This is a genomic window from Streptomyces sp. NPDC020681 (assembly GCF_044334895.1).
In the GTDB taxonomy this organism is placed as follows: domain Bacteria; phylum Actinomycetota; class Actinomycetes; order Streptomycetales; family Streptomycetaceae; genus Streptomyces.
Window position 1 is genome coordinate 511,981 of record NZ_JBIRTX010000003.1, and the last position, 16,092, is coordinate 528,072.

Annotated in this window: 18 protein-coding genes; 7 read left to right on the forward strand and 11 right to left on the reverse strand. The window is 70.5% G+C overall.

Going from position 1 to position 16,092, the window contains the following annotated elements; translation table 11 throughout:
• Window positions 1-29 precede the first annotated feature (29 nt).
• Entirely contained in the window at window positions 30-800 is a 771-nt protein-coding gene (locus tag ACH4YL_RS09440; protein ID WP_398506355.1) for a hypothetical protein, read from the reverse strand.
• A 174-nt stretch (window positions 801-974) separates the two neighbouring features.
• Between ACH4YL_RS09440 and ACH4YL_RS09445 the strand changes: the two genes are divergently transcribed.
• The 3 genes from ACH4YL_RS09445 to ACH4YL_RS09455 are packed head-to-tail and all read left to right on the forward strand — an operon-like array spanning window position 975 to window position 3,995.
• Complete coding sequence (locus tag ACH4YL_RS09445) at window positions 975-2,237, forward strand: magnesium transporter MgtE N-terminal domain-containing protein (RefSeq protein ID WP_398506357.1); 1,263 nt, start codon at window positions 975-977, stop codon at window positions 2,235-2,237.
• Window positions 2,230-2,817, forward strand: a complete 588-nt coding sequence (locus ACH4YL_RS09450) for a DUF1003 domain-containing protein (protein WP_398506359.1) — start codon at window positions 2,230-2,232, stop codon at window positions 2,815-2,817. The genes ACH4YL_RS09445 and ACH4YL_RS09450 overlap by 8 nt, the downstream gene beginning before the upstream one ends.
• Window positions 2,818-2,861: 44 nt before the next feature.
• Window positions 2,862-3,995 carry an Mrp/NBP35 family ATP-binding protein gene (locus tag ACH4YL_RS09455; RefSeq protein ID WP_398506360.1) on the forward strand — a complete coding sequence of 378 codons (1,134 nt, stop codon included), beginning with the start codon at window positions 2,862-2,864 and terminating at the stop codon, window positions 3,993-3,995.
• Window positions 3,996-4,088: 93 nt separating this feature from the next.
• On the opposite strand, the gene ACH4YL_RS09460 is transcribed toward ACH4YL_RS09455, so the two are convergent.
• The 5 genes from ACH4YL_RS09460 to sigE form a co-directional block, all read right to left on the reverse strand.
• Window positions 4,089-4,781 carry a hypothetical protein gene (locus tag ACH4YL_RS09460; protein WP_398506362.1) on the reverse strand — a complete coding sequence of 231 codons (693 nt, stop codon included), beginning with the start codon at window positions 4,779-4,781 and terminating at the stop codon, window positions 4,089-4,091.
• A gap of 116 nt (window positions 4,782-4,897) precedes the next feature.
• On the reverse strand, window positions 4,898-5,344 hold the full coding sequence (locus ACH4YL_RS09465; protein ID WP_398506364.1) for a sec-independent translocase: 447 nt from the start codon (window positions 5,342-5,344) through the stop codon (window positions 4,898-4,900).
• Between the two features lie 138 nt (window positions 5,345-5,482).
• Entirely contained in the window at window positions 5,483-7,234 is a 1,752-nt protein-coding gene (locus ACH4YL_RS09470) for a trypsin-like peptidase domain-containing protein (RefSeq protein ID WP_398506365.1), read from the reverse strand.
• Window positions 7,235-7,328: 94 nt separating this feature from the next.
• On the reverse strand, window positions 7,329-8,240 hold the full coding sequence (locus ACH4YL_RS09475) for an anti-sigma factor family protein (protein ID WP_398506367.1): 912 nt from the start codon (window positions 8,238-8,240) through the stop codon (window positions 7,329-7,331).
• The gene (sigE, locus tag ACH4YL_RS09480) at window positions 8,237-9,004 is read right to left on the reverse strand and encodes an RNA polymerase sigma factor SigE (protein ID WP_398506646.1); all 768 of its coding nucleotides are present in this window, start codon (window positions 9,002-9,004) and stop codon (window positions 8,237-8,239) included. The genes ACH4YL_RS09475 and sigE overlap by 4 nt, the downstream gene beginning before the upstream one ends.
• Before the next feature lie 130 nt (window positions 9,005-9,134).
• On the opposite strand from sigE, the gene ACH4YL_RS09485 reads away from it, so the two are divergent.
• The gene (locus ACH4YL_RS09485) at window positions 9,135-9,812 is read left to right on the forward strand and encodes an O-methyltransferase (RefSeq protein ID WP_398506647.1); all 678 of its coding nucleotides are present in this window, start codon (window positions 9,135-9,137) and stop codon (window positions 9,810-9,812) included.
• Window positions 9,813-9,900: 88 nt separating this feature from the next.
• Here ACH4YL_RS09485 and ACH4YL_RS09490 read toward each other — a convergent pair whose 3' ends face one another.
• Window positions 9,901-10,068: a DUF3117 domain-containing protein gene (locus tag ACH4YL_RS09490; protein ID WP_003966491.1), complete on the reverse strand. Its 168-nt coding sequence runs from the start codon at window positions 10,066-10,068 to the stop codon at window positions 9,901-9,903.
• A gap of 314 nt (window positions 10,069-10,382) precedes the next feature.
• Between ACH4YL_RS09490 and ACH4YL_RS09495 the strand changes: the two genes are divergently transcribed.
• Window positions 10,383-11,183, forward strand: a complete 801-nt coding sequence (locus ACH4YL_RS09495; protein ID WP_398506368.1) for an enoyl-CoA hydratase/isomerase family protein — start codon at window positions 10,383-10,385, stop codon at window positions 11,181-11,183.
• Here ACH4YL_RS09495 and ACH4YL_RS09500 read toward each other — a convergent pair.
• Complete coding sequence (locus ACH4YL_RS09500) at window positions 11,180-11,767, reverse strand: DNA-3-methyladenine glycosylase I (protein ID WP_398506370.1); 588 nt, start codon at window positions 11,765-11,767, stop codon at window positions 11,180-11,182. The genes ACH4YL_RS09495 and ACH4YL_RS09500 overlap by 4 nt on opposite strands.
• Window positions 11,764-12,117: a DivIVA domain-containing protein gene (locus ACH4YL_RS09505; RefSeq protein ID WP_398506372.1), complete on the reverse strand. Its 354-nt coding sequence runs from the start codon at window positions 12,115-12,117 to the stop codon at window positions 11,764-11,766. Before ACH4YL_RS09505 ends, ACH4YL_RS09500 begins: the two co-directional genes overlap by 4 nt.
• Window positions 12,118-12,218: 101 nt before the next feature.
• Here ACH4YL_RS09505 and folP point away from each other — a divergent pair, with 101 nt between their 5' ends.
• A complete protein-coding gene (gene folP, locus ACH4YL_RS09510; protein WP_398506373.1) occupies window positions 12,219-13,079 on the forward strand; it encodes a dihydropteroate synthase in 861 nt (286 codons plus the stop codon).
• A gap of 24 nt (window positions 13,080-13,103) precedes the next feature.
• On the opposite strand, the gene ACH4YL_RS09515 is transcribed toward folP, so the two are convergent.
• Window positions 13,104-13,853 carry a TIGR00730 family Rossman fold protein gene (locus ACH4YL_RS09515; RefSeq protein ID WP_398506375.1) on the reverse strand — a complete coding sequence of 250 codons (750 nt, stop codon included), beginning with the start codon at window positions 13,851-13,853 and terminating at the stop codon, window positions 13,104-13,106.
• A 79-nt stretch (window positions 13,854-13,932) separates the two neighbouring features.
• A complete protein-coding gene (gene dapE / locus ACH4YL_RS09520) occupies window positions 13,933-15,012 on the reverse strand; it encodes a succinyl-diaminopimelate desuccinylase (protein ID WP_398506377.1) in 1,080 nt (359 codons plus the stop codon).
• A gap of 52 nt (window positions 15,013-15,064) precedes the next feature.
• Here dapE and ACH4YL_RS09525 point away from each other — a divergent pair, with 52 nt between their 5' ends.
• Window positions 15,065-16,027 (forward strand): hypothetical protein, encoded by a 963-nt coding sequence (locus ACH4YL_RS09525; RefSeq protein ID WP_398506379.1) that lies wholly within the window; start codon window positions 15,065-15,067, stop codon window positions 16,025-16,027.
• The last annotated feature ends 65 nt before the right edge of the window (window positions 16,028-16,092 follow it).

Genomic DNA, 16,092 nt, shown 5'->3' on the forward strand with positions numbered 1-16,092 from the left:
CGTCTGGGTCAGGCCCTAGAGGGCCGGGCTCAGTCGCTGGTCTTGGGGAGCTGGCCGCCGTAGTCGACCGTCTCCTCCTTCGACGGCGCCTCCAGTGCGAACTCCTCGTCCCAGTCGCCGAGCGTCAGCACCCCGGCGCCGCCCGCCCGCGCGAACTGCAAGGGGTAGGGCTCGCCCTCCAGCGAGACGTCGAGCATGCCGCCCTCCCCGCTCTCGCCGGCCTTCACCTTGATCGCGCGTATGCCGCCGACCTTGGTGCGGTCGCCCTTGCTCAGCGTGCCCTGCAACCCGAGCAGCCCCTCCAGCAGCACGTCCATGTCCGTGAAGCCGCGGAACTGCTTGTACGCCGGGTCTCCCTTGGGCACCTTCACGTACTTGTCGTCGAGCTTGCCGGCCGCTTCCGCGTCGGTCTTGCTGGGAGGCTTGCCGGAGTCCTCGCCGTCCGCATGAGTCCAGAAGCCCGCGTCGGCCTTGAGATAGAGGGCGTCGCCCACCCGCAGCAGTTCGAAGGTGTTGTCCTTCGAGGTGACGGAGCCGGTGCCGCCGTCGTGCTTGAGGCGCATGTTCAGCTTGTACGTGCCGCCCTTGCTGACCAGCGTGCCGGAGAGGCGTACCGCCGCCGCCGAGTCCGCCGCCGCGCGCGCCTTCGTCTCGATCTCGTCGGCGGACAGCTTGCCGACGCCGTTGGTCCCCGCGTCCGGATCCTCGCCGCAGGCCGTGAGCGAGAGGGTCAGCCCGGCGCACAGAGCCACACAGAGCGCGGCCCTGCGGAGCCGGAAAACCGGGGGGAGGGGAGTCACCAGCACTCTGCCTCTCATCTGCTTGTCATGGGTGGCAGACCGCAGCGTACCCGGGCGGAGGACGGCGCTCCGCAGAGAGCCGTACGGACGTCGGACAGGGGCGACACGGATCGGTACGGGCTAGCCTGAAGCCGTCGAACAGCGGCGATTCCCGGCAAAAGAGGAGGCGCGAGCATGGCTGCAGGCGCCTCCCGTGTCTTTGTCTCCCATCTCGCCGGAGTACCCGTCTTCGACCCCCACGGGGACCAGGTCGGACGCGTCCGCGACCTGGTCGCGATGCTGCGCGTCGGCCGCCGTCCGCCCCGGCTGCTCGGCATGGTCGTCGAGGTGCTCAGCCGCCGCCGGATCTTCCTTCCGATGACCCGGGTCACCGGCCTCGAGTCGGGCCAGGTCATCACCACGGGAGTGCTGAACATGCGGCGCTTCGAGCAGCGGCCCACCGAGCGGCTGGTGCTCGGCGAGCTGCTCGACCGGCGCGTACGCCTGGTGGACAGCGGCGAGGAGGCCACCGTTCTGGACGTCTCGATCCAGCAGCTGCCGGCCCGCCGCGAATGGGAGATCGGCAAGGTCTTCGTGCGCAAGGGCAAGGGCGGGGCCCTTCGCCGCAGAGGCGCGACGCTGACCGTCGAATGGTCCGCGGTGACCGGCTTCTCGCTGGAGGAGCACGGGCAGGGCGCGGAGAACCTGGTCGCCACCTTCGAGCGGCTGCGCCCGGCCGATGTCGCCAATGTGCTGCACCATCTGTCTCCGAAGCGGCGGGCCGAGGTCGCGGCCGCCCTCGACGACGACCGGCTGGCCGATGTGCTGGAGGAGCTGCCGGACGACGACCAGGTGGAGATCCTCGGCAAGCTCAAGGAGGAGCGCGCGGCGGACGTGCTGGAGGCGATGGACCCGGACGACGCGGCCGATCTGCTCTCCGAGCTGCCCGAGGCGGACAAGGAGCGGCTGCTGATGCTGATGCGCCCGGACGACGCGGCGGATGTGCGGCGGCTGATGTCGTACGAGGAGCGGACGGCGGGCGGTCTGATGACCACCGAGCCGATCGTGCTGCGGCCGGACGCCACCGTCGCGGACGCGCTGGCGCGGGTACGCCAGCAGGACCTCTCCCCCGCGCTCGCCGCGCAGGTGTACGTGTGCCGGCCGCCGGACGAGACGCCGACGGGCCGGTACCTGGGCACGGTGCACTTCCAGCGGCTGCTGCGGGATCCGCCGTTCACTCTGGTCGGTTCCGTCGTGGAGAGCGATCTCCCGCCGCTCGCGCCGGACACCCCGCTGCCGGAGGTGACCAGCTATCTCGCGACGTACAACATGGTCGCCGCGCCGGTCGTCGACGAGAGCGGCTCGCTGCTGGGCGCGGTGACCGTGGACGACGTACTCGACCATCTGCTGCCGGAGGACTGGCGGGAGACGGAGTTCGAGGAGTCCGCCCATGGGTAGCGAGCACGGGCTGACCGAGCGCGGGGAGCCCAGGGAGCGCGTCCCGACGGGCTCGAGTGCCCTGCCGCGCCACCGCAGCCGGCTCGATGTGCCGCGCACACCGCGCCGGACACTGCTGCCGGAGTACGACCCCGAAGCCTTCGGCCGGTTCTCGGAGCGCATCGCGCGCTTCCTGGGGACCGGGCGGTTCCTCGTCTGGATGACGCTGACCGTCGCCTTGTGGGTCGTCTGGAACACCACGGCTCCCGACGATCTGCGTTTCGACGAGTACCCCTTCATCTTTCTGACGCTGGCGCTCTCGCTGCAAGCCTCGTACGCGGCTCCGCTGATCCTGCTGGCCCAGAACCGCCAGGACGACCGGGACCGGGTCACCCGTGAACAGGACCGCAAGCAGAACGAGCGGTCGATCGCGGACACGGAGTATCTGACCCGGGAGATCGCATCGCTGCGCATCGGCCTCGGCGAGGTGGCGACGCGGGACTGGATCCGCTCCGAGTTCGAGGATCTGATCAAGGAACTGGACGAGCGGCGCGTATTCCCGCACGAGCGGCGGGACGGACGTGACAAAGGCGACCGCTGACAGGGCTTTCCGGTCGCGGGAGGCAGCGCCGTACCATCGTCCTTATGGCTACGGAAGACGCGGTGCTTGAAGCACTGGCGACGGTGAACGACCCCGAGATCAACAAACCCATCACCGACCTCGGCATGGTGAAGTCGGTCGAGATCGGGTCCGACGGCACAGTGGCCGTCACGGTCTATCTCACCGTCTCCGGCTGCCCGATGCGCGAGACCATCACCCAGCGCGTCACGGACGCCGTCTCGCTTGTCGAGGGCGTCACGGGCGTCGACGTCACGCTGGACGTGATGAGCGACGAGCAGCGGCGCGAACTCACCGCGTCCCTGCGCGGCGCCACGGCCGAGCGCGAGGTCCCCTTCGCCCAGCCCGGCTCGCTGACCAGGGTGTACGCCGTGGCCTCCGGCAAGGGCGGCGTGGGCAAGTCTTCCGTCACGGTGAACCTCGCGGCGGCGATGGCGGCCGACGGACTGAAGGTCGGCGTCGTCGACGCGGACATCTACGGGCACTCGGTGCCCAGGATGCTGGGCGCGGACGGCCGTCCGACCCAGGTCGAGAACATGATCATGCCGCCGTCGGCGCACGGCGTGAAGGTCATCTCGATCGGAATGTTCACGCCGGGCAACACGCCTGTGGTGTGGCGCGGCCCGATGCTGCACCGTGCGCTGCAGCAGTTCCTCGCGGACGTGTACTGGGGCGACCTGGACGTCCTCCTGCTGGACCTTCCGCCGGGCACCGGCGACATCGCCATCTCGGTCGCCCAACTGGTGCCGAACGCCGAGATCCTGGTGGTGACCACGCCGCAGCAGGCGGCGGCGGAGGTCGCCGAACGCGCCGGCTCGATCGCCGTGCAGACCCACCAGAAGATCGTGGGCGTCGTCGAGAACATGTCGGGCCTGCCGTGCCCGCACTGCGACGAGATGGTCGACGTATTCGGCAGCGGCGGCGGCCAGCGGGTCGCGGAGGGCCTGACCAAGACGACCGGCGCGAATGTGCCGGTCCTCGGCCAGATCCCGATCGACGTACGGCTCCGCGAAGGCGGCGACGAGGGCAAGCCGGTCGTCCTGACGGACCCGGACTCCCCTGCTGGCTCGGCGCTGCGCGCGATCGCCGGCAAGCTCGGCGGCCGCCAGCGCGGCCTGTCGGGTATGTCGCTCGGCATCACGCCGCGGAACAAGTTCTAAGAAGACACGGTCTGGAAGTCCTCAGTCGCCGGACGGGCTTGTCGAGCCCGTCCGGCGCTCAGGGTCCTGGACGTACTGGATGTACTCGCTGTACTAGACGTACGGCCCGAGGTCCTTGACCACCGAGAAGCCGAGCCCGTACGCGCTCATGCCGCGCCCGTACGCCCCCACATGCACCCCGCCGCGCGTCGACCCCGCCAGTACCCAGCCGAATTCCGACTCGCGGTAGTGGAAGGACGTCGGCACTCCGTCGACCGGCAGCGACAGCATCGACCAGGCGGGTCCGGCCAGGTCATCCGCGAGGTCGAACGCGGTCTCCGTCTGCTGGTCCAGCCAGTCGTCACGCAGCGAGTGGTCCAGCTGTGCGGGCCAGGTGTGGGCCAGCAGTCCCGAGCCGGCCAGCCAGGCCGCCGAGGAGACCGTCGTGGCGTCCAGTACGCCCGTGCCGTCGCCACTGCGCCGCACGGGGCTGGAGGCGACGGTGATGACCACCGCGAACCGCTCCTTCTCCGCGCTCGCGGCTTCCGACCGTATCGACGGCTCGTCGCCGTGGCCCATCGAGCCGTGCTGCACCGTGCCGTCCGCTGCCGTGCCGACCTGCATCAGCCAGCGCGGTCCGGTGAAGGCCTCGTCCAGTCCGTACCAAGGGAACGTGGCTCGCAGATATCCGTCGGCCGCGTTCTGAGCCGCCGTCCCCGTCGATGCCGCCGCGGGCGGGCACTGCCCGTCGGGGGCAGGGGCATCGCTGACCGCGCCTTGCGCCGCCAGTCGACTTGTCGTCTCCATCCGGCCGCCTCCTCTGTGTTCAGGGTCCGGAGCGGACCCGCCCCCCTCGGGCGTCCTCGCGTCCTGACAGATGGAGAGAATAGCCACCCTGTCCCGGCTCGTAGGGATTGACAGACTCAGGTGGCGTCTGCGTCGAAGGGCGGGCGCTCGTCCTGAACGGGCTTTTCGCTCTTCTTGAGCAGGTCGGGAGTGCCGGGCGACCCGTTGACGGCGGCGGGTACGGAATCGCCGGAATCCTTGTTGTTCACCGCGTCCGCGACCTCGTTCATCTCCTTCTTGAGGTCGAAGCTGCTGCGGAGCTCCTTGAGCTCCTTCAAGTCCTCGTTCTCGTTCAGCTGCTTGCGGATGAACGTCTTGGGATTGAGGTCCTCGAACTCGAAGTCCTTGAATTCCGGGCCCAGTTCGCTGCGAATGTCTTCCTTCGCGCTGTCCGAGAACTCGCGGATCTTGCGGATGAAGCGGGTGACGTCCTGAATGACCTTCGGCAGCTTGTCGGGGCCGAAGACGAGCACGGCGAGCACCACTATGGTCACCAGCTCAAGTGCGCCTAGGTCATTGAACACCCTGCTGCTCCTCGTGTTCTCTGTGGCCCGCAGGTCGTATGGGGTCCGGGCCCGATCCACGGTACCCGGCGGGACTGCCGAGGCGGTACCGTCCCGGCTCCGGTGCCACGGTCTCGGCCCTGGGCGTTCTTCCGGGGGTCATGTGCCGGACGCGGAGCCGAGGGTGAGCGTCATCGTCCGTTCCTTTCCGCCGCGGACCAGGGTCAGCTCCAGCCGGTCGCCCGGACGGTGCGCGCGGATCTTGACGATCAGCTCCTCGCCGCTGTGCACGCGCTGGCCGTCGACCTTGGTGATGACGTCGCCGGGCTTGATGCCCGCCTTCGCGCCGGGGCCGTTCGGGGTGACCGGCGCGGCGCCGTCCTTGCCCTTCTCGCCGACGCGGGCTCCGTCGCCCGTGTACTTCATGTCCAGGCTCACGCCGATCACCGGATGCGTGGCCTTGCCGGTGTTGATCAGCTCCTCGGCGACGCGCTTGCCCTGGTTGATCGGGATCGCGAAGCCCAGGCCGATGGATCCGGCCTGGCCGCCCTCGGGGCCGGCTCCGGTGTCGGCGGCGCGGATCGCGCTGTTGATGCCGATGACACGGGCCTTGGTGTCCACCAGCGGCCCGCCCGAATTGCCGGGGTTTATCGGGGCGTCGGTCTGGAGGGCGTCGACATAGCTGACATCGCTCCCGTCGCCCTTCTCACCGCCGGCGGTGATGGGCCGCTCCTTGGCGCTGATGATGCCGGAGGTCACGGTGTTCTGGAGGTCGAAGGGCGCGCCGATCGCCACGACCGGGTCGCCGACCTGGACGTTGTCGGAGTTCCCGAGCGGCAGCGGCGTGAGGCCGGAGACTCCGGAGACCTTGACCACGGCGAGGTCGTAGCCGCTGTCCTTGCCGACGAGGGTGCCCTTGGCGGTCTCGCCGCCGCTGAAGGTGACCGAGATCTCGCCGGACGAGCCCGCCGGGTCGACGACATGGTTGTTGGTGAGGATGTGGCCCTGCTCGTCGAGGACGAAGCCGGTGCCCGTGCCCTGTTCGCCGCCGCCGCTGACATGCAGCGTGACCACGCTCGGCAGGGCACTGGCGGCGATGCCGGCGACGCTGTCGGGCGCGCGGTTGCCGTTGTCCTTGGGCGCCTGATCCAGCTCGACCTGGGTGATGCCGCCGTTGCGCTCGATGTACGAGCCGATGCCGCCGCCTATGCCGCCGGCGACGAGCGCCAGCAGGACCGCGCCGAGCAGCAGCGAGCCACGGCGGCGGGACTTCCTGGCCGGCTCGCCGGGATGGGTCAGCGGCTGGGCTCCGGGTGCGGCCCAAGGGTCGTACTGCAGCCAGAGGGAGGGCTGAGGGTGCGGGTGGCCGGACATGGGGTGCTGGGCCGGTGGCGAGGGCGCGAACGCTCCGGCGTCGGCCGGTGTCGGAGGTGCAAAGGCTCCGGCGTCGGCGGGCGTCGGAGGTGCAAAGGCTCCGGCGTCGGCCGGTGTCGGGGTGCCGTTCGCCGCGGTGTACTGCGGCGGTACGGGCGTACCTTGCGCGGGAGTCGGCACCGGTCGCTGCACGGGCGGCGCGGGCGCCCACGGCCCGGGCCCGCCGTACGGCGGAGTGCTGTACTCGTCGGGCTGGTGCAGCGGCCCCGTCCTGAGCCGGTCGGCCACCGGTCCCGGTACGGGCTCCGCCGTCGTCGCCGGTGCCGTCACCGGGGGCAGCTCGGCGGTCACCTCGGCATCCGCGGGTGCGGGCACCTGGGTCGCCAGGGCCTCGTGGCTCGCCAGGGTCTCGGCGCTCTGCTCAGGTGCCGGTACCGGCACGGACGGCCGCACCTCTGGCTCCACGTGAGTCGCACGTCCCGCGCTGGGCCGGCTCCACCACTTCGCCTTCGGTCCGGTGGGCTTCCCGTCGTCCATGCTCTCCCCGCAACTGCCGGCCTACTGCGGCACCCCCGCGGGGCACCCCTCAGAGGATTCAACCAGGTTTGCGAATCGCCGCGCAGGGGCCCTGTCAGCGCCGGGGCGGCAGAGACAGTGCGGACTGCGTCGGGGCAACGAGGTGTGTGGGGGCCGGTGTGACGGACGGGCTGGGGGCGGGAGCGGTGGCGAGCTGGAAGGCCGAGCCCGCGGGACGTATCAACGGCGGCGGGGTGAAGGAGGAGTTGAACAGCGCCAGCGCGGAGAACGGATGGTTCAGCGGGGCCGCGGGGGCCAGCGGGCTGGGGCCCGCGACGCCGAGCTGCTGGTCCTGCGAGTTGCTCAGGCTGCCGCCTCGGCGGCGGTCCTCCGCGCTCCTGACGCCCGATCCGGTCGACGGGGCGGTGGCGGCACGTACCGGCGTCACATTGTTACCCGTGCCCTGGCCTCGGGGGCCCGCCTGGAGCGAGGCGTCCAGGGGCATCGCTCCGCCGAGCGCGATCGCGGCGAAGGACACGGCACTGGCGGCCGCGAAGGCGAACCTCCGGCCGCGCCAGGGTGAGCGCTCCGCTTCCGTACGACCCACTTCATGGATGCGGAAGCCGCCGGAGCTGGGCAGCAGCGCGGCGTGGGCTCCCTCGGGGACGTAACCGAACGTCTCCGAGCGGGAGTCCCCGCGTCGTCCCGCGGACGGATTCAGCGCTCCGAAAACAGCGTCGGTGATCCGGCCCCCGTCGAACGGTCCGCCCCTGCCGTCGTCCTCTCCCGGTCCCGCGGGCAGCCCTTGGAGCCGCGCGAGCAGCCCTTCGGAGGGCGGCGGCGGCGCGGTCTGGGCGAAGACGTCCTTGAGGCGGCGCTGCGCGTCGGCCTCGGCCTTGCATTTGGGACAGGTCGCCAGGTGCGCCAGCACCCGGTCCCTGGAGTCGTGTGTGAGCTCGCCGTCGACAAGCGCGGCGAGGCGGTCCCCCAAGTGCTGCTCTGCGGGGGTCGGGCTGGAGCCACTCACGCCGGTCCGACCTCCCCTGCCAAACCGACCACGCCCGCGAGCGTGCGCTGCTCGGCGCGCGCCTGCGGGGAACGGTGCTGCAGGGCCTTGCGCAGATGGGAGCGGCCCCGGTGGATCCGGCTGCGGACCGTGCCGAGCTTGACGCCCAGAGTCGCGGCGATCTCCTCGTACGAGAGCCCCTCGATGTCACAGAGCACCACCGCGGCACGGAACTCCGGCGCGAGGGTGTCCAGCGCCTGCTGGACGTCGGCGTCGAAGTGGGTGTCGTTGAAGACCTGCTGCGGGGAGGGCTCACGGCTGGGCAGCCGCTCGGCCGCGTCGTCACCGAGAGCGTCGAAGCGGATGCGCTGCTTCCTGCGGACCATGTCCAGGAAGAGATTGGTGGTGATGCGGTGCAGCCAGCCTTCGAAGGTGCCCGGCGTGTACGTCGACAGCGAGCGGAAGACACGGACGAAGACTTCCTGGGTGAGGTCCTCGGCGTCGTGCTGGTTGCCCGTCAGTCGGTAGGCGAGACGGTAGACCCTGCCGCTGTGCGTGCTGACGATCTCCTCCCACGTGGGAGGCGACCACGCCTGCGATTCCGCATCCGATGCGAACGTCGCGGTAGCTGCGGAGTCGACTGTTGCGGAACGGTCAGCGGTCTCGGTCACGGATTTCGGCTCACCCGCCGACCTGAGAAAGCGCTTCAGCACTCCTCTCCGATCCACAGGTGCAGCCGCACCTCCCCTGTCGGCTCTGGTGGTGTCCAGCGGAGCCCCTACCATAGCCACCTCGCCCGTTAGCTCCGGATAAGAATCTTTACGCGAATTTGGGTGCTGCTCAAGGCCCTGATTCATGCGATCCCCCTGTCCCGCATAACGCCCGGTCCCATCTGCGGGTTCCCGGGTGCAGCGGATACAGTCAGCGTCGCGCCAACTACGGGGACAGGAGAGGGTCATTACCGCCAACCGGCAGACGAGCTGGGCGTTCGCCGACGCCTTTGTCGCCGAGGACGATGCGCTGCGCTGGGCCCGTGACCGGTCCCGGGAGTCAGGGCTCGCCTCGGTGTCGCCAGGCACCGGCGCGGCGCTGCGACTGCTGGCTGCCACGGCGGACGCGAAAGCGGTCGCCGAGATCGGGACGGGGACGGGTGTCTCCGGGATCTACCTGCTGCAGGGGATGCGGCCCGACGGCGTACTGACCACGGTGGACCCGGAGCCGGACCGGCAGGTGTTCGCACGGCAGGCCTTCCGGGGTGCGGGATTCGCGGGGAACCGCGCGCGCTTCATCCCCGGCCGCGCACTCGATGTGCTGCCGCGGCTCGCGGACGGCGGATACGACCTGGTGTTCTGCGACGGCGACCGGATGGAGTCGCTGGACTATCTCGCTGAATCGTTGCGCCTGCTGCGACCTGGCGGTCTTGTCTGCTTCGAAGGCGTGTTCGCGGACGGCCGCACGGTCGATTCGGCGGCCCAGCCGGCGGAGGTCCTGCGGGTACGCGAACTGCTCCGGGCCGTCCGCGAGAGCCAGGAACTGCTCCCGTCCCTGCTCCCGGTGGGCGACGGCCTCCTCTGCGCAGTGCGCCGCGGCTGAACTGCGACCCCGCCTCGCTGACGCGGGTGCCCGGACACGACACTGCCCCGGCACCGCATCACGGTGCCGGGGCAGTGGAAGAGTTTCGTCAGCCGACGACCTTCTTCAGGGCGTCGCCGAGGGCATCAGCTTCGTCCGGAGTCAGCTCGACGACAAGCCGACCGCCGCCTTCGAGCGGAACGCGCATGACGATGCCCCGCCCCTCCTTGGTCACCTCGAGCGGGCCGTCGCCCGTCCGCGGCTTCATGGCCGCCATGCTCGTTCCCCTTCCTGAAACCAGCTCATCTCAGCCGCCACGGCCCCTGGATAGGCACGCGTCACCGGCGTCGAACACATTGCTTCCAGGTCATTATCCCGCATGGCGGGACCCGATGACCAACATCAGTCGGCATCGCTTAGGCAACGCGCTCTCGCAAAACCACTCAATTCGGCGATCCGCCTGCGATACTTCGCCGCCGCCCGCTCCGTTGCACCGGAAGATTGTTTGACGCAGGTCACATGCCCAGCGTCGTGGATCTCCGCCATGCTGAGCCTCGGACACCACTGCCCGAGCCGTAAAGGGGACCTGACATGGCCGACTCCGTGCTGTACGAGGTGAGCGACGGACTCGCGACGATCACGATCAACCGGCCCGAGGCCATGAACGCGATGAACACCGAGGCCAAGGTCGCTCTCCGGGACTCGTTGCAGGCAGCCGCCGCCGACCCCGACGTACGGGCGGTACTGCTCACCGCGTCCGGGCGAGCCTTCTGCGTCGGCCAGGACCTCAAGGAGCATGTCTCGCTGCTGGAGACCGACCGCGCGACCGGCTCCGGCAGCACCATGACCACCGTGCGGGAGCACTACAACCCCATCGTCCGCGCGCTGACCGGAATGCCGAAGCCGGTCGTCGCCGGGGTCAACGGCGTCGCCGCCGGCGCGGGCCTCGGCTTCGCGCTCGCCGCCGACTACCGGGTGGTGGCCGACACCGCCAAGTTCACGACCTCGTTCGCGGGCGTCGCGTTGACCGCGGACTCCGGGGTGTCGTGGACGCTGCCCCGGCTGATCGGCCAGAGCCGCGCCGCCGACCTGCTGCTCTTCCCGCGCTCCTTCTCCGCCCAGGAGGCCTTCGAGCTCGGCATCGCCAACAAGGTGGTCCCGGCGGACGAGCTGGCCGCCGAGGCCGCCGCGGTGGCCCGCGCGCTGGCCGAGGGCCCGACCCTGGCGTACGCGGCGCTCAAGGAGTCCCTGGCCTACGGCGCAGGTCACACGCTCAGCGAGACGCTCGAGAAGGAGGACGAGCTCCAGACGCGGGCGGGCGCGTCCGAGGACCACACGATCGCGGTCCAGGCGTTCATCGCCAAGGAGAAGCCGAAGTACCTCGGCCGTTAGGCACGGGGGCTTCGGACGACGCAGTCACGCAGGTGGTCGTCCACCAGCCCGCACGCCTGCATGAGCGCGTACGCCGTCGTCGGTCCGATGAAGCGCAGCCCGCGCTTCTTGAGGTCCTTGGCCAGCGCGGTGGACTCGTCCGTGACGGCCGGGACGTCGGCGATCGTGCGCGGAACCGGCCGCTTCGCCGGATCCGGTGCGTATGACCAGACCAGCGTGTCCAGCTCGCCGGCGGACCAGCCGGCGAGCACCTTCGCGTTGGCGAGCGTCGCGTCGATCTTCGCGCGGTTGCGGATGATGCCCTCGTCGGCGAGCAGTCGCTCCTTGTCGGCGTCGGTGTACTCCGCGACCGCGGCGATCTTGAAGTCGTCGAAGGCGCGGCGGAATCCCTCGCGCCTGCGCAGGATCGTGATCCAGGAAAGACCGGACTGGAACGCCTCCAGGCACAGCCGCTCGAAGAGGGCGTCGTCGCCGTGGACCGGCCGGCCCCACTCCTCGTCGTGGTACGTCACATAGTCCTCGGTGGACAGGCCCCAGGGGCAGCGCAGCTTCCCGTCGGGTCCCGGTACGGCGCCACCGGTCACTGTCCCGGCTCCTCGCCGGGCTTGGTGAACAGATCGCGCCTGCCTCCCGCCGTCGCCTGCGCGCCCGCCAGCGCCGACTCCAGCTCGGCGATCCGGGCGTCCCGCTCGGCGAGCTCGGCCCCGAGGCGGCCGAGCACATCGTCCACGTCCGCCATCCGGTAGCCGCGCGGGGAAACCGGCAGCCGGAGCGCCTCCACGTCCGCGCGGCCCACCGGCCGGGACGCGGGCAGCGGGTCGACCAGCTGCTCGGGCGCGGCCTCGGGCAGGGCCGCGCTGTCGCCGCCGCCGACCACGGTGAGCGTGACCGCGGCGACGACCACGACCATGGCGATCAGCAAGAAAATGAACACGAGCGACCCTCTCCCCGGACGGAAACTCCTCCGGTGCTGATCGTGCCACGGAGGTCCGACAGTTAGGGTCGCAGGCGGACGACCTGAGGAGGAAACAGCAGATGCTGCGGCTGGGAAAGCGTGAATTCGACGCGCACGAGCCGGTGATCATGGCGATCGTGAACCGTACGCCTGACTCCTTCTACGACCAGGGTGCGACGTTCCGCGACGAGCCGGCGCTCGCCCGCGTCGAGCAGGCGGTGGCCGAGGGCGCCGCGATCATCGACATCGGCGGGGTCAAGGCGGGCCCCGGCGAGGAGGTCACGGCCGACGAGGAGGCCCGGCGCACGGTCGGTTTTGTCGCCGAGGTACGCAGACGCCACCCGGACGTCGTGATCAGCGTCGACACCTGGCGGCACGACGTGGGCGCGGCGGTCTGCGAGGCGGGCGCGGATCTGCTGAACGACGCGTGGGGCGGGGTCGATCCGAGGCTGGCGGAGGTCGCCGCGCGGTACGGAGCGGGCCTGGTGTGCACGCATGCGGGCGGCACCGAGCCGCGGACGCGGCCGCACCGGATCGCGTACGACGACGTGGTGGCGGACATTCTCCGCGTGACGCTGTCGCTGGCCGAGCGGGCGGTGGAGCTGGGCGTGCGGCGGGACGGGATCATGATCGACCCGGGTCATGACTTCGGCAAGAACACCCGCCATTCGCTGGAGGCGACGCGTCGGCTCGGCGAGCTGGTGGAGACGGGCTGGCCGGTGCTGGTCTCGCTGTCCAACAAGGACTTCGTCGGCGAGACGCTGGACAGGCCGGTGAAGGAGCGGGTGATCGGGACGCTGGCGACGACGGCGGTGTCGGCGTGGCTGGGGGCGCGGGTGTACCGGGTGCACGAGGTGGCCGAGACCCGGCAGGTGCTGGACATGGTGGCGACGATCGCGGGCCACCGCGCGCCGGCGGTGGCCCGCAGGGGGCTGGCCTGAATCCGGTTTCCGGAGCCCCGGGAACTACCGGGCCGTCTCCTTGGTGACCAGCGAGACCGCTTCCTCCACCTCGTCCGTGACGTGGAACAGCAGCAGGTCACGCTCCGACGCCTTGCCCTGTGCCACCACCGTGTTCCGCAGCCACTCCACCAGGCCGCTCCAGTACTCGGTGCCGAACAGCACGATCGGGAAACGCGTCACCTTGCGGGTCTGGACCAGGGTCAGGGCCTCAAAGAGTTCGTCGAGCGTGCCCAGGCCGCCCGGCAGGACCACGAAGCCCGAGGCGTACTTCACGAACATCGTCTTGCGGACGAAGAAGTAGCGGAAGTTCACGCCGATGTCGACGTGCGGGTTGAGGCCCTGCTCGAAGGGGAGCTCGATGCCCAGGCCCACCGAGATGCCCTTGGCCTCCCGCGCACCCCGGTTCGCCGCCTCCATCGCGCCCGGGCCGCCGCCGGTGATCACCGCGAAGCCCGCGTCGACCAGCGCCTTGCCGATGCGGATGCCCGCGTCGTACTCGGGAGTCCCGGGCGCCGTGCGGGCGGAACCGAAGACGCTGATCGCGCTGGGCAGTTCGGCCAGTGCGCCGAAGCCCTCCACGAACTCGGACTGGATGCGCATGACCCGCCAGGGATCGGTGTGCACCCACTCGGAGTCGCCCTCGGTGTCCAGCAGCCGCTGGTCGGTGGTTCCGGGCTGTACCTGCTCCCTACGGCGCAGCACCGGGCCCAGTCGCTGCTCCTCCAGCGCCCGCAAACCCTCCGGGTTGCCCATGACCTGCTCCCTCCGCCGAACATCATTGCTTTGAGTCAGGGTAGGTCGACGAACGTTACGAAATGAGAAATCGCGGCAGTCAGGCAGTGAGCCAGTCCCGCAGCCGCTCCTCGCAGTGCGTGATCTTCTCGACCGCGACCTGCTCGTCCCGCTTGTGCGCGAAGAGCGCGTCACCGGGTCCGTAGTTCACCGCGGGCACCCCGAGCGCGCTGAAGCGTGAGACGTCCGTCCAGCCGAACTTCGGCCGGGCCGAGCCTCCGACGGCCTCCATGAACGCGACTGCCGCCGGATGCGAGAGCCCGGGCAGCGCCCCGCCCGTGTGGTCCTCCACCACGAATTCGCCGACGCCGCAGTCCGCGAAGACCTCGTGGACGTGCGCGAGGGCCGCTGCCTCGCTGCGGTCGGGCGCATAGCGGTAGTTGACCGCCACGGTGCACTGGTCCGGGATGACGTTGCCCGCGACGCCGCCCTCGATCCGTACGGCGTTCATGCCCTCGCGGTACTCCAGCCCGTCGATCACCGGCCGCCTCGGCTCGTACGCGGCGAGGCGGGCCAGGATCGGCGCGGCGGCGTGAATGGCGTTCGACCCCATCCAGCTGCGTGCGGAGTGTGCCCGCTCTCCCGTCGTACGGAGCAGGACCCGCAGGGTGCCCTGGCAGCCGCCCTCGACCTCGGCGTCGGAAGGCTCCAGAAGGACGGCGAAGTCGCCCTCCAGCCACTCCGGGTGGGCCTCGGCCACATGACCGAGACCGTTGAGGTGTGCGGCGACCTCCTCGTTGTCGTAGAAGACGAAGGTGAGGTCGCGGTTGGGCTCGGGCACGGTCGCGGCGATGCGCAGCTGCACCGCGACGCCCGACTTCATGTCGCTCGTGCCGCAGCCCCACAGGATGCCGTTCTCGTCCAGCCGGGAGGGGACGTTGTCGGCGATCGGGACCGTGTCGATGTGACCGGCGAGGATGACCCGCTCGCCGTGCCCGAGGTTCGTGCGCGCCACGATGTTGTTGCCGTGCCGGTCGACCGTGAGGTGGTCGAGTGCGCGCAGCGCCTGCTCGATCGCGTCCGCGAGAGGCTTCTCCTGGCCGCTTTCGGAGCGGAAGTCGACCAGGCTCGCGGTCAGCGCCGGGGCATCAAGAGTGAGGTCAAGCACGGTTTCGGGCATGGCTCCGACCTTAGCGCGGCCCTTGTGGACACCCCCGAGTACGGTGGGCTCCGTGTCCGAGACCGCCTCCCCCGTCCGGCGCGGCCGCCTGTTGCGTTTCGCGGCCGCGTTCGCCGTGCTGCTGGCTCTGATCGGCTATGTCGTGGTGCAGTACGTGACCGGCGGCGGTGCGCCGCGCTGCACCGTCCGCGCGGCATCGGGCGAGGGCGGTCCGACGTACGAACTCAGCGCCGAGCAGGCCGCGAACGCCGCGACCATCTCCGCGGTCGGCACCACCCGCGGCATGCCGGAGCGAGCGGTCACCATCGCACTCGCGACGGCCCTCCAGGAGTCGGGGCTGCGCAACCTCGACCACGGCGACCGGGACTCCCTCGGCCTCTTCCAGCAGCGCCCGTCCAAGGGCTGGGGCACGACGCGGCAGATCCTCGACCCGGTGTACTCGGCCGGGAAGTTTTACGAGCATCTCGCCGAGGTGCCCGGCTACTCGCGGCTGCCGCTCACCGTCGCGGCGCAGAAGGTCCAGCGCAGCGGTTTCCCGCAGGCGTACGCGAAGCACGAGCCGGACGCCACGCTGCTGGCCGCCGCGCTCACCGGCCGCGCGACCGGCGCGCTGACCTGCGAGTCCGGCAAGGACGGCGGGACGGGCGACCCGGTGAAGGTGCGTGCCGAGCTGGTGCGCGCGTTCGGTCCCGATGTGCTGCCGGCGGCGCGTACGTCCGGCAAGGCCGGAGCGCCCGGCGCGGGCGAGGTGTCCGTGCCGGTGCAGTCGACGGTCGGAACGGACGGCGGCAGGGCGGTGCAGCGCGGCTGGGAGCTGGCGCACTGGGCCGTGGCGCGGTCGGAGGGTCTGCGTATCGCGGAGGTCTCCTACCAAGGCCGGGTGTGGAGCGCGAAGGAGTCCGACAGGGGCTGGCGGTCCGCGTCCTCGCAGACCTCCGCCAAGGCGGACATCCGCTCAAAAGCCTCCTCGCCGGATTCTCGTATGGACGAAGTTCGAATTCGCATCGCACGGTAATTCGGCGGCTCCCCCGCAAGGGGAAGGCGGCACACATGACACGGATGCGCGGAGCAGCCGTTTGC